Source organism: Pseudarthrobacter sp. B907 (assembly GCF_040137805.1).
Taxonomy (GTDB): Bacteria; Actinomycetota; Actinomycetes; order Actinomycetales; family Micrococcaceae; genus Arthrobacter.
The window spans coordinates 23,379-35,942 of record NZ_JBEEQE010000024.1; the positions used below are offsets into that span (position 1 = coordinate 23,379).

The 12,564-nt window shown below is 66.7% G+C and carries 11 protein-coding genes and 1 pseudogene; 5 read left to right on the top strand and 7 right to left on the bottom strand.

What is annotated here, in order from left to right; translation table 11 throughout:
- Positions 1 to 28: 28 nt before the first annotated feature.
- A pseudogene (locus tag ABLI39_RS16660) lies at positions 29 to 1,132 on the bottom strand (FAD-dependent oxidoreductase); the annotation flags it as partial.
- 138 nt (positions 1,133 to 1,270) lie between these two features.
- On the opposite strand from ABLI39_RS16660, the gene ABLI39_RS16665 reads away from it, so the two are divergent.
- Positions 1,271 to 1,660 (top strand): heavy metal-responsive transcriptional regulator, encoded by a 390-nt coding sequence (locus tag ABLI39_RS16665; RefSeq protein ID WP_349414673.1) that lies wholly within the window; start codon positions 1,271 to 1,273, stop codon positions 1,658 to 1,660.
- A gap of 185 nt (positions 1,661 to 1,845) precedes the next feature.
- A complete protein-coding gene (locus ABLI39_RS16670) occupies positions 1,846 to 2,526 on the top strand; it encodes a haloacid dehalogenase type II (RefSeq protein ID WP_349414674.1) in 681 nt (226 codons plus the stop codon).
- 133 nt (positions 2,527 to 2,659) lie between these two features.
- On the opposite strand, the gene ABLI39_RS16675 is transcribed toward ABLI39_RS16670, so the two are convergent.
- Positions 2,660 to 3,877, bottom strand: coding sequence for a beta-ketoacyl-[acyl-carrier-protein] synthase family protein (locus ABLI39_RS16675; RefSeq protein ID WP_349414675.1), 1,218 nt, complete (start codon positions 3,875 to 3,877; stop codon positions 2,660 to 2,662).
- Positions 3,878 to 4,359: 482 nt separating this feature from the next.
- Here ABLI39_RS16675 and ABLI39_RS16680 point away from each other — a divergent pair, with 482 nt between their 5' ends.
- Positions 4,360 to 5,469 (top strand): P-loop NTPase family protein, encoded by a 1,110-nt coding sequence (locus tag ABLI39_RS16680; protein ID WP_349414676.1) that lies wholly within the window; start codon positions 4,360 to 4,362, stop codon positions 5,467 to 5,469.
- Entirely contained in the window at positions 5,466 to 7,067 is a 1,602-nt protein-coding gene (locus ABLI39_RS16685) for an ABC transporter transmembrane domain-containing protein (protein WP_349414677.1), read from the top strand. Before ABLI39_RS16680 ends, ABLI39_RS16685 begins: the two co-directional genes overlap by 4 nt.
- Positions 7,068 to 7,169: 102 nt before the next feature.
- Here the strand turns inward: ABLI39_RS16685 and ABLI39_RS16690 are convergent, their stop codons facing one another.
- From ABLI39_RS16690 to ABLI39_RS16705, 4 genes are all read right to left on the bottom strand, one after another.
- The gene (locus ABLI39_RS16690; RefSeq protein ID WP_349414678.1) at positions 7,170 to 7,457 is read right to left on the bottom strand and encodes a cupredoxin domain-containing protein; all 288 of its coding nucleotides are present in this window, start codon (positions 7,455 to 7,457) and stop codon (positions 7,170 to 7,172) included.
- Between the two features lie 235 nt (positions 7,458 to 7,692).
- On the bottom strand, positions 7,693 to 8,415 hold the full coding sequence (locus tag ABLI39_RS16695) for a class F sortase (protein WP_349414679.1): 723 nt from the start codon (positions 8,413 to 8,415) through the stop codon (positions 7,693 to 7,695).
- Positions 8,416 to 8,449: 34 nt separating this feature from the next.
- On the bottom strand, positions 8,450 to 9,205 hold the full coding sequence (locus tag ABLI39_RS16700; protein WP_349414680.1) for a hypothetical protein: 756 nt from the start codon (positions 9,203 to 9,205) through the stop codon (positions 8,450 to 8,452).
- Between the two features lie 218 nt (positions 9,206 to 9,423).
- Positions 9,424 to 10,056 (bottom strand): hypothetical protein, encoded by a 633-nt coding sequence (locus ABLI39_RS16705; protein WP_349414681.1) that lies wholly within the window; start codon positions 10,054 to 10,056, stop codon positions 9,424 to 9,426.
- A 221-nt stretch (positions 10,057 to 10,277) separates the two neighbouring features.
- Between ABLI39_RS16705 and ABLI39_RS16710 the strand changes: the two genes are divergently transcribed.
- The gene (locus ABLI39_RS16710; RefSeq protein ID WP_349414682.1) at positions 10,278 to 10,457 is read left to right on the top strand and encodes a hypothetical protein; all 180 of its coding nucleotides are present in this window, start codon (positions 10,278 to 10,280) and stop codon (positions 10,455 to 10,457) included.
- A 146-nt stretch (positions 10,458 to 10,603) separates the two neighbouring features.
- Here the strand turns inward: ABLI39_RS16710 and ABLI39_RS16715 are convergent, their stop codons facing one another.
- On the bottom strand, positions 10,604 to 12,277 hold the full coding sequence (locus tag ABLI39_RS16715) for a phosphodiester glycosidase family protein (RefSeq protein ID WP_349414683.1): 1,674 nt from the start codon (positions 12,275 to 12,277) through the stop codon (positions 10,604 to 10,606).
- Positions 12,278 to 12,564 lie beyond the last annotated feature (287 nt).

Sequence of the window (12,564 nt, forward strand, 5' to 3'; positions counted from 1 at the left end):
CGTTGGCTTCCTTATCGGTCATCCCGACCGCGGCCAGCGCGGGGCTGGTGAAGGTGACCCGGGGCAGGTGTCGGTAATCGACCTCGCGGCCCGCGTTGTTGAAGGCGTTTTCGACGGCCAGGGACCCGTGGGCGGCTGCGACGTAGACGAATTCGCGGTGTCCCGTCACGTCCCCGGCAGCCCAGATCCGGTCGTTGGAGCTGGTCAGCTGGCTGTTAACCAGTATTTCGCCGCCGTCCCCGGTCTCGACGCCGACGGCGTCCAGGTTCAGGCCGTCGGTGACCGGGCGCCGGCCCATGGCGACGAGCAGCCTGGTGGCCCGGAAATCTTCTTGGCCACCTGAGACGGCCGCGGTCGCGATGACGTCGCCGGTGGCCGGGTCGGTCCGTACGGCGGACACGGCGGCAAAGCGGACGACGCGGATGCCCTCATCGGCGAAGACGCCCATCAGTGCCCGGGACGCTTCGGGTTCCTCGGCCGATGCCAGCCGTGACCGGACCAGCATGGTCACCTTGGATCCAAGTCGGGCGAAGAGCTGGGCCTGTTCCAGCGCCACATAGCCGCCGCCGAGCACCAGCAAAGAGTCCGGAACCTCGTCCAGCTCCATCGCCGTGGTTGACGTCAGGTAGTCCGTGTCCTGCAGTCCCTCGATCGGCGGCGCCCAGGGACGGGAGCCTGTGGCCACCAGATAGTGCGCCGCAGTGAAGGACTCGCGTGCGCCGCCCTCCCCGGTGACTTCCAGGACCGGTTCCTGCGGGGTGCCGGCGAAAACGGCGTTGCCCTGACGCAGCTCCCAGCCGTATTCTGCCGCTAGGTCCACGTACTTATCCGCGCGCATCGTCTCCACAAGGAAACGTTTCCCGCCGACGAGCGCACCCATATTCACCGGCTCGGCAGAGGTGCTGATGCCGGGGAACCGGCCGGAAGCGTCCATGGCAACGTGTCGGGCCTCGGCCGCCGCGAGGAGCGCCTTGGACGGCACACAGCCGGTGTTCACGCACGTCCCGCCGACGGTGGAACGCTCGATCATCAGCACGCGTTTGCCCAGGTTGGTCGCCCGGATCGCGGCCGCGAACGCCCCGCCGCCGGAGCCGATAACGGCCAGATCAAAATCAGGTGTTGGTACAGACATCAAATCCTCCAAAGTCTTACGGCACCGTTGTGGATCGCTACCCGCAACGGTGCCTCATTTATGGGTCTGCCCCCAGTCTGCACCTTCCACTACGCTGGAACGTCAAGAGGGAAATTCCCCGGGACAAAGAGGTGCGCTATGCGTATTGGCGAAACGGCGGCGGCCGCAGGGGTGTCGGCCAAGACCGTGCGGTTCTACGAGGACCGGGGCCTGCTGCCGGCCGCGGACAGGGCGTCGAACGGATACCGCGACTACGGCCAGGAAACGGTCAGCCGGCTGGAATTCATCCGCCGCGGCCGCACCGCAGGGCTGACCCTGTCTCAAATCAGCGACATCCTCGCCGTCCGGGACACTGGACAGGCGCCCTGCGTACACGTGAAGGATCTTCTGGCCCAACAGCTCCACGACCTCGACGCTCGGATCGCAGAACTCACCGCACTGCAGGCAACCGTCGCCGCGTACCATGACGCCGCCGCGGCAGGGGACCCCGCGGCCTGCGACCCCGAACGCATCTGCACCTACCTCTAGCGGGAGGCAAGGCCCGTGCCGGTGCCCCGCTGCCGACTCCCCACGCCGTCTACCTCATAGAGGACGGCCGCCTTCCGGTAACACTGGGCCCCGCTGGGCCAGTTTGGCGCCGACGGTGGTCCCCGTCTCTCTGGAAAGGCGGCAGACTGGCAGTGGAGACGAAAACGCCACGAGAAGGAAAATCGATGAAACCCGCTATCTCTGTCATTGCCTTTGATGTCAACGAAACCTTGTCGGATATGTCGCCCATGAGTAAACGCTTCGGCGAGGTCGGGGCACCGGCTGAAATGGCTAAACTCTGGTTCGCGACGTTATTGCGTGACGGCTTCGCTCTAGCGGCCAGCGGGGAGAACGGATCTTTCGCCGCCATCGGGGCCGACGTTCTCCGGGGACTTCTGACAGGGGTGGAGCTTAAGTGCTCTGTTGACGAGGCGGTCGACCATGTCATGGGCGGCATGAACGGCCTCGGGGTACACCCGGATGTCACCGACGGTATCAAGGCCCTCGCGGCTGCAGGGTTTCGGCTGATCACCCTCAGCAACGGCTCGGCACAGATAGCCGAGAAATTGTTCAGTGAAGCGGGGATCCGGGATGCATTTGAGTCGCTGCTTTCGGTCGAGGACGCGCCAGTCTGGAAGCCGGCCCGGGCCTCCTATGAATATGCGTCCGCCGCTGCCGGGGTAGACCTTGCCGGGATGTTGCTGGTGGCCGTGCATCCGTGGGACATCCACGGCGCGGCCCGCGCCGGGCTGCGGACAGTGTGGCTGAACAGGACCGGGGGCAGCTACCCGGGATACTTTGACGCTCCTGAATTGACTGTCACGTCCCTGACCGAGCTTCCCGACGCCTTGGCGGCAGCGAACTGACCAGCACTTCTAGGGGGCATGACCCCCGGGCCCGCTGCATCAGCTTTGCGCTTTGGCTTCGTCAGCTGGATGGGTACAGGGGAACCCAGTGTCCGCTGCCGGGGTTTCTGGCGTGGGATGTTCGGTGAGCGCGTCAGGTGGCGGTGATGACAAGGCTGACGCTGTGGCCCCCGAAGCCGAAGGCGTTGGTTATGGCAGCTGTTGCCGGGCACGTACTTGACCTCTGTGTGATGTTGAGTCCGATGGCCGGGTCCGGATGTTCGTAGTTGAGAGTGCCGGGCAGCTGCCCGGTACGGAGCGTCTGGAGTGTGACGATTGCCCCGATGGCGCCGGCGGCGCCGAGCATGTGTCCGGTCATGGACTTGGTGGAGGTGACGGGAAGCATTTCTCCGGCCACCGCTGCGATTGCGCCGGCTTCCAGTCGGTCACCGAGCGGTGTTGAGGTTGCGTGGGCGTGGACGAACCCGACGTCGGTTCCGCTGAGGGAGGCTGCGTCCAGCGCCTTTTGCATGACGCGTCGCTGCATGGTGGGGTCGGCTGCGACGATGTCGTGGGCATCGGAGGTGACCGCCGCACCGGCTATCCGACCGAAAATCTCTGCGTGGCGGGCGCGGGCGAAGTCCTCCCGCTCAAGTACCAGAATCCCGGCGCCTTCGGCGATCACGAAGCCGTCGCGATCCCGGTCGAATGGTCTGGAGATCTCATGGGCGGGGCGGCTGCTGGTGGACAGAGCGCGGATCTGGGCGAAGCCGCTGATGGTCAGGCCGTTGACGCAGGCATCCACGCCGCCGGCGATGACGACATCGGCGGCGCCGGCCCTGATCATCTCCGCGCCTTGGGCTATGGCTTCGGCCCCGGAGGCGCAGGCGCTCACCGGGGTCCGGGCCCCTCCGCGTGCGCCGACGTCAATGGATATCCAGGCGGCGGGCCCGTTGGACATGATTTGAGTCAGAGTATGAGGCGAGACGCGCCGGGGTCCGCCGGTGTCCAGTGCGCGTGTCTGGTCCAGGACCGTTCCGAGGCCGCCGTAACCAGAGCCCACGACGACGGCGAAGCGTTCCGGGTCTGTCCCCGGATGTCCGGCCTGCGCCCAGGCCTCCCGCGCCGCGATGAGGGCCAAATGACCGCTACGGTCCATCCTGCGGTATTCCCTGGTGCTGAGGAGCGCGCCGAGATCCGCGCTGACGCTTCCTGCCACTCGGACGGGCAGCCCTTGCGCCCAGGGTTGCTTGAGCCGGGCGATTCCGGAGCGTCCTTCGAGCAGGGCGGCCCACGTCTGCGGGAGCGTTGACCCGGCCGGGGTCACCGCTCCCATCCCCGTTACAACGACGCCTAACGACTTTTCGGACACGGAAGACCACTTTCTTCAGACGGACAGGACGCGGGTCGTGGACCTGTGCTCACCGGAACCGGGCCGCACCGTTTACTTCAAGATGTTCGGAGCGGAGCGGTGGCTGGACTGCTCGGAGCAGAGGCCGGGGCGCCTTCTCCACCCAACGGTGCGCCTTCAAACCCGCCCGCACCAACGAATCCGGGACTGTGTCCCAGATTCTGGGCCGCCGGTGTCGTTCGTCCGGCTGCGGGCGGTCTCCCCGAAATTCGTCCGCGGTGGTCTGGGCAGTGGGTCCCGGGCCGCTTTTGGGGGGCTAGTCAAAGCGCTGGGTAATCCCAGTTTGGTGCGAATACTTGCGCAGGATTGGCTGGGTTTTAGGCCTTGTTGAGCGCTGTCGAAATACGCTTCCCCTTGGAAGCCGGTCATATGACGATCCGCTTTCCCCTGATCTCTGATCCGGGACGCACCCCATATTTACTAGGACTTGGAAAGGCCCTGCTGTGAGCATTCCTACGATCATCCCCGCCGCCGACTCGCAGGAAAGGGCCGAGAACAACAGTGTCGAGCAGCGGCTGGTGGCCGCCAAGAAGGCCTACACGACACGCTTCCTGGCGGATGCGCTGGAGGTTGATTCGTCTGGATTCCGGCTGCTTGCGGGCCCCGACCTTATCCCAGCTGCCGGGGACATCGTGTTGGCCCGGGTGGAGCGTATTGGCCAGCTCCCGCGGTTGGAGAGCCCCGCATCGCGACGGCAGACGCTCTTCGTCGGAGACGAGGTACTTGTGGCCTATGCCAACCGGTATGCTCCGGACCAGGTCCTGGCTGAGGTTCCGGGCGATCTCGCGCCTTGCCACCTCATAGCCGCGGGCGGTCTGGCAGGGAAGGTCACGATGAGGCACGGGGCCGTGGGGAGCCCGACGCAGCTGGCCCCGGTCGGGCTGCTCGCCGACAGCCGTGGCCGGTTGAATCTCAAGCAGTTCGCGCCCTGCTCCCTCGATCCGGATGCGTCTCGCCGCGTCCGGCCCCACGTCGTCGCCGTGCTCGGTACTTCGATGAACTCGGGCAAGTCCACCGCAGCGGCGTGTCTGATCCGGGGCCTGACCAGTGCCGGGCTGCGTGTGGCTGCCGGGAAGATTACCGGCACGGGGGCCGGAGGGGACCCCCGCCTCTTCCACGACGCGGGGGCGGTGAAGGTCCTGGATTTTACCGACTACGGCTATCCCACCACCTTTCGGCTTGAGACGGCTGAACTGGGCAGCCTCGCGATGAGCATGGTCAACGCCCTGGCCGAGTCGGACCCGGAGGTGATAGTGGTCGAGATCGCGGACGGTGTCTATCAGGGCGAGACCCGGCACCTGCTGAACACCGAGGTCCTGCACACCCTGGTGGACAGCGTCCTGTTCGCCGCCGCTGACGCGCTGGGGGCCTCCGCCGGGGTGGCCGTGCTTCGATCCGCAGGCCATTCCCCGGCCGCGGTGTCCGGCATGCTTACCGTATCTCCGCTGGCCGCCTCGGAGGCCGCCGCCGAGCTCGACGTGCCTGTGCTGGGCACCTACGAGCTAGCCCAGGCCGAGACCGCCATGCGGTTCCTCGCCCCGTCGCCCCGGTGAATGGCCGGCAAGCGCAGACCGGGGAACAGGCCCTCCCGAGGTTTGTCGTTGCCGGGCGCCGCGGCGTCCTCGCCGCCCTGGTGGGCATCAGCGCGACCGTCGCGCTGCTGTCGGCCGGAACAGCGCGGCTGGTCTCCCTGCTTTCCCATGAACATGACCAGACCGGCGCAATCCTTCTGGTAGGAGGGCTGCTGGGTCTAGTTATCGGGACTTCCGGGCTGCGGGTGCTTGAGCGGCGCCTGGCCGAGCGGCTCGGGCAGGACTACGTTCACGAGATACGCAAGGAACTCATCCGCGGTGCTCTGGCCCCTGGACGCAGCCCTTCCCTGGGGATCACTATCGCCAGGACGAGCAACGACCTCAACAGCGTCCGGAACTGGGTCACCCACGGCATCGCTGGAGCAGTCTCCGGGGTGCCTTTGATCCTCGCACTCACGGCGGCCCTCTGGCTTATGGCACCTCCCCTGGCCCTGGCCGTCATTGGGCCGCTGCTCGGCGGGGTCGCACTCCTGGCCCTCATCTCCCGGCCCACGTTCGACAGGGCGCGGGCGCTCCGAAAGGCGCGCGGACGCCTGGCAGGGCAGATCACGGACACGGTCAATGCCGCTACAGCCGTCAGGTCCGCCGGTGGGGAGGAACGCGAACTCGGCCGGGTCGACAGGCTGGGCCGTGAGGTCGCGGCCGCGGCCATCGAGCGGGCCACCCTCGCGGGTTCTCTGCGGGGTAGCGCGATCGGCGCGGCTTCAGCCACCGCCGTGGCAGTGGCCGCCACCGGCGCCTTCACCGGGCTGGACGCGGGACTCGTCGCCGCGGCCCTGACTGTGGTGAGCATGATCGCTGGCCCCGTCCACGATTTGGGGCGCATCGTCGAGTACCGGCAGAGCTACCGGGCCGCCTGCCGGAGCATCGCTCCCGCGCTCGGCCGCCGTCTCGCGGGCAACACCGAGGGTGCCGTCTCCGCCAACTCGATCGGCCTCGTCGTCGCCGGCCTGGACATCGGTGGAACCCCGGTGCCCGAGCTCGCCGCCGGCCCGGGAGAAACCATCCTCCTTCACGGAGCCGATCACACTTACGTGGAGGAGATATTTCATGCCCTTCTAGGAGCCCACCCCGCCGCCCGCGTCATTCTCAATGGCAAGAACGTGTTCGCGATGAGTCCCGCCGAGCGCCGCCAGTGCCTTGGGTACGCTGCCCGGGGCTTGGCGCTCGAACGGGGCCAGCTCCGCCGTGCAGTCCGCTACCGCTGTCCGGACGCGGACGATGCCCAGTTCGAGACCGTCATCGATCGGGCCGGACTGGGCGAGACGATAGCCCGGCTGCCCAAGGGCGCGCTGACCATGCTCCGACGCGGCGGCGAACCGCTCAGCACGCCGGAACGGGCGAAGGTGCACCTTGCACGCGCAACCCTTGGTAACCCGCCCCTGCTGTTGCTCAACCATGTCGACGCCGACCTGGACGCGAACGGCATGACCGCCCTCCGGGACATTCTCACCGACTATCCCGGAATTGTTCTCGCGGCCACGGACGATCCCTCCCTGCTTCCGCACCCCCACCGAATCTGGCCAGGACGGCACCACGAACCGCTGCCAATCAGCTGAGGCCTCGCCAGGCCCCACACCGCTATCGGAGGCCACCCGCACATCAGAGGGCCGGAACCCGGGGCGGCCGCGGTCAGCGCCCGTAGCGCCATCCTGCTCCGGTCATTTGACGGTCAGTGTCCCGTGCATGTTGGAGTGGTAGGTGCAGTGGTAGGCGAAGGCGCCGGGTTTTGAGGGGGCGGTGAAAGTGACGCTCGTGCCGGCTTTGGCGACTGCCTCGAACGAGCCGTCGTCGGCGGTCAGGGTGTGCGCCTCAGTGTCCATGTTCATCACGGTCACAGTTGACCCGGCAGGAACGCTGTCGGGGCCGGAGTAGGCGAAAGATTTGATGTGGATCGTGGCTGCGGTCGTGGCCCCGGTGGATCCGGTACCCATGGATGATGCGGTCATACCCGCATCCACGCCCGGCGCCGACGCCCCGTCGGACGCGGTTGATGCTGCCTGGGAGCTTGCGGCCGGGGACGATCCAGCGCCGGCGGCGGTGGCCCCGCAGGCGCTGACGGCCAGTACGGTGCCTCCTGCAAGTATTGCGAATCGGAGTGTGAGGCTGCGGCGGTTTGCTCTCATGGGGTTTCCTCCGTGGAATTGGGCGGCCCTGCCGGGACCGGGACGGGCAGGCGGCGGCCTAGGCGGGGTGGGTGGACGTGAGGTGGGCGTAGACGACGGTGTTGTCCAGGTATTGGCCTGTGGCAGGGTCGTAGCCGCCGCAGGTGATCAGCCGGATCTCGGGCCGATCGGCGTTCTGGTAGACCTCCACGGTCGGGAAGTCTGCCTTGTGGTAAACCTCGACTTTGTCGACGGTGAACACCGCGGCCGTGTGGTCTGTTCGGATGACCGCGATGGGCTGGCCAGGGGTGAGGTCGTGAAGGCGGTAGAACACTCCGATCGGGTTCTTCGTGGAGTTCACGTGGCCGAGGATGATGGCGGAGCCGTTCTGGCCGGGGGAGGGGGAGTCCTTGTACCAGCCTGCGGGGGAGCCGGGTTCTCCGGGTGGGGTGTCGACTTCACCGTTGGCCTGTTTGCCCAGTTGGAGCAGCGGAGAGCTGACCCCGATGGAAGGAACCTGAACGCTCACGGGTATGGACGCGGGCAGCGCCGCGTCCGGCGCTCGCGGCTGTGGTGCCGCCGGAGGTTCCGTTGGCGGTCTCACCACCGTGGCATCCGGGGACGCCGGCTGGCCGGCTGCCGGGGCTGTGGGGGCTCCGACGGACGCAGGGTCTGAGGCGCCGGATGGCGGGGGTTCGGCGTGGAGGCCGAGCCCTATGGTGGTGATGCCGCCGGCGAGCAGCACGGCGGCCGCCGCGGACGCGATGAGGCGTCCGCGGCGGCTGCTGGTGTTAAGTCGCATCAGGTTCCTGCGTCGTTTTCTGTTCCTACGCTTCTTAGACGGTGGTGTTCATCTTGCGGCGGGCGGCGTAGGCTCCGCCGGCTGCCAGGACGAGACCGCCGCCGGCGGCCAGCAGGCCCAGGTCAGGGCCGGACGGTGCCGGGGTGGTGATGCCGGTTCCCGGGGCACCGGCCGGCATTGCGGTCAGTGTCCCGCAGAGAGCCGGGGAGGTGGCGGCCAGGGGCAGGGAGGGGACAAGGTCGCTGGGCTCCTTCTGGGCCGCGGCGGACAGCGTGGCCGGGTCCAGCCCGTGGACGACGACGACGGCGGTGCCGGCCTTGAGGGAGTCAGCGGTCTTCGCATCCAGGGCGAAGGTCCGTGTGTACGTGTAGCTGGAACCCATTCCCGCCACGGCCAGGTCGGTGCCGGCGGCCGGGCTGGTGTCGCCGCTGGTGGACAGGGTCGCACCGATCGCACCGTAGGAGGGGCCGCCCTCGGTGGTGCTGATCACGCCGTCCTTGTTAGTGTCGGCGGACATGTCCGGGCAGGTGCCTTTGGCGCCGATGTGGATGTGCTGGACATGGGGGTATGGCTTGCCACTAAAGGTGGCGGCGAGTCCGGAGACTTTTTCGGTGACGGTGGCCTGGTTGCCGTTGACGGTGACCATCACCGTGCCAGAGGCGTTGCTACCGTTGATTGCGGCAAGATTTGCCTGGTAGGTCGTGGCGTCTGCCGCGAGGGCCGGGCTGGTGGAGAGAGCGAGTGCGCCCAAGGCCAGGGCCGGGGCGATCAGGAAAGCGGACTTCTTCATGGCTGTTTCCTCCGATGACAACGGGCCGTTCCCCTGATGGGCACGCCCATGGTGACACTTACTGTTCGTTGTGCTCCACGTCACGGATTGGTTTTTTGAAAGACTCTTTCTCGGGCGTCCGGAGGTGGACGGTCAAGCGCCTGCCCAATTGGCCCGGCTCTGGAGCGTTCACGGTCCGCACTCGCGTCGCCGGGACGGGTTCCCGACCTAACAGGCGGTTACTCCGACCAGCAAGCCAGAATTGCGGTCGCTGTCTCATAAGCAAAGGCGTTGCGTGAGACGTTGTGCGGGCCGAGGGTTGCCGGCAAGGCCGTCGCGTCCACGGTCAGGACGAAGCTGTCTTTGACGAAGGCCACGGAACCAGCCATGGTCTCAAAAGCCGGTAATCCCAGATTTGCCATCCCCTCGATGGGGCGGGCGGGGGACTGGCCCTGCTGCAAACTGTCAAAGTGTGCGCGTGCGGCGGAGGGATCGGCGGTTTCCTTAACCGAAAGCACCAGGGGGCCGGCGGGCAGGGCGTAGGTACACGTGTAGAGCTTCCCTGCCCACGAATCGGTGGTCACGGGCGCATCGGGCAACGACAGTATCCGGGCGATATTGGTCCGGGTCTCATCCCCGCACACCATCTTCGCCTCCGCTGACGGCGATCCATCGGCGGCAGCCGAAACTTCGGCAGGGGAGGAGGGGGGCCCGGATCGGTTCCCCGTGGGCGCCGCGGCAGTCGTCACGGCCGGAGGCACTGAAGTGCCGACCGCGCATCCGGCCAGCACCAGCATTGACAAAGTCGCGGACACCGCCAACACCGCCCTCGGCCGTCTGCTGCGCCTTAGCACGCGGATCATGGTTCCCATAACCACACCTTCCAGAGTTGAGGTTAACGCATCTCTCTGCAGTTATTCGGGGCCAGACCGTCCGCGGACCGGCCCAGGGGACGTCGTTGCTCTAGTCGCCGTGGCCAATCCGCCGGGGAGTCTCCAGCGGATTTAGGTCCATCAACTGTCCATGGGACATGCACTCACTCCCTTACCTGGTATGGCGCCATCCTTACAGGACCCTGTCTCGAATCACCCGCATGAACTATTACAGCCCGGCGGCGCAGGAGCGGGTACGGGACGCCGCGTACGATGCAATTGAGAAAGTGCTCAATAGCGTGTTCGAGCCCTTAAGCCGGCAGGCCCTCGCAGCACGCTGGAATCTGGCCTGTGAGGCGATGGCCAAACACCTCGAGGCCTTGGACACTGGCGAAGAATGATGAGCTCGGCCCTGAAAACATCCGGACGACCGCTTCCGGCGCCTGGCCGCGCTGCCGTTCCGTAATCTGCACCACGCACCCGCCAGGCTGTGCGCTGAATTCAGGGAAGTGAATCCTGCAGTCGTTCACGATTGCATGGTGTGACTCTATTTCGTTGCGTCTTGCTGGTTATCTTTGCGGTTGGGGAGCACCAAGAGCGCGTCCCCCACGGGCCGTTCCGCGCCGCCGGACGGATTGTTCAGGACCGTTCCGCCGGCAACTGCTGTCGTGGATCCGCCGCCGTCCAGGTTTATGGCCTGGACCATGCCCAGGGACCTGGCGACGTCGGCTTCTTCTTTAAGGCTCAGGCCCAGTGAGTTGGTCGACCGTCCGTCGGCGGTGACCAGCATGGTTTTGCCCTGCGCATCGGTACCCGCGAAGGTCCGGGGGTTCCGTTTGTGGACCCACCCGTAGTAGAAGCTGTTCCCGTCGTTGGGGTGGACCATGCCGTCTTTCTTGACGGTGACGTCTTCCTGGCCGTCTTTGACGAGGAGCGGGCCGCCGTTGACAATGCTCGTTGCCTTGTCCGTGTGCACGGCCTTGCCTCCTTGGCCGAGGAGCCCCGTGCTAATTTTGAGCCTGGCGCCGACCGGGGCAAGCGCCCGGAGTTTCGCGACATCGTCTCCGGTGGCCTGGACCGTGTGCCCGCCGGCAGGCACGGCTTCGCCGCGGGTCTCGGACACGGCCGTAACGGTGTCGTGGCTGTCCACGGCGACCTCGAGCCCGGGGCCCGCGGGGGTAGAGGGCCCGAATTCCGGGGTGAACGTGACGACCTCGTTGGGGTTCGTGCAGGTGACGTCGTGCAGCGCGAGAGGTGTCGGCAGATCGTTCGCTCCACCGCAGTTCCGAATCAGGCCCGGGACGCGGTCGATTCCGTCCAGGGGCATCTCGCCGGAAGCGGAAGACAATGACCCGGCCCAGGTCAGACGCTCGATGCTGGTGGTGTTCTTTTTCCCGTCAACGACCAAGGCGGGGCGGTCTGCAACGGGTTCGCTGAGCGTCTTCCCTCCGTAGACTCCGACGCCGGCCGGATCGCCTTCTGCTCCGGCCTTCGGGTCGAAGACGAAGAATCCGGCATTGACCCCGGCGATGGCGTGCGCGTCGGCAGCCAGCTGGCTGGTTGTCTCGCGCTTTTCCAGGTCCGGCCCGAAGGAGGCGGCAAGCTGGCCTTCGTAAGTCTTGGGGTCGATGGTGATTACTTCGAGGTTCCAAGGCCCGCGGGTTTTCGCACTGGTGTCTGTGTCCCCGTCCCAGCCTGTGTAGATCACGGAGGCGGCGAACCCGGCCTCCTTGATCTTCGAGACGACGGAGGCCCCGTCGGCCTTTGTGGTGAGGTGGCCGGCGCGGACCCGGAAACCCAGGTCGCCTCCGGCATCAGAGAGCTGCGGGGACTGAACGTGCTCCACGCGGGCGTCCACGCCCGCAGCTATGAGCTTGTCCGCGGTCCGCTGGGCAGTGGCCTGGCTGGTGAGGGCCGAGGCCGGTGCGTCCGGATCCGGCGAATCGGAGGGAATGGCCACCTCGGCCGTCCAGAAGAGGGAGGCGTCTGCTTCGCCGCGGCTGATCTTGGTTAAAGTGACGCCCGGAGCCAAAGTGCTCACAGTTCGTTTTTCCGGCAGATCGGCAGCCCCCAGATCGAGGCGTGCGCCCTGATCGGATCCGGCGTTGCTCGTCTGCCCGTCGTCGGCCTGGGCCGAGCCAACAGGACTGAGGAGTGCTGAACAGACGGCGAGGATCAGCCCGCCGGTCAGCGCACTGCGGTGCGTGAGGGAAGATTTCATGCGTCCACCGTATAGAGCCGGGGACGCCGGCTTTGGCCAAAGATCGTCCCAGCGGTTCCTGTTGGCCATACCTTCACGCTCCGTTTACTGACGCGCGGGGGCGGCCGATCCAGGCCCGAGAGACCGCGGTGTGCCCCGGCTAATGGAGGGGCCGGGTCGCTGCCGATGTATCGATTGAATCGGTCGACGGCTTGCGGACTATTGACCCCACACGCACAACGACTCCAACAGCGCAGGACAGGACGTCAGCTGATGGCGGTCATGACGTTCCAGCCGGGGCCGACGTT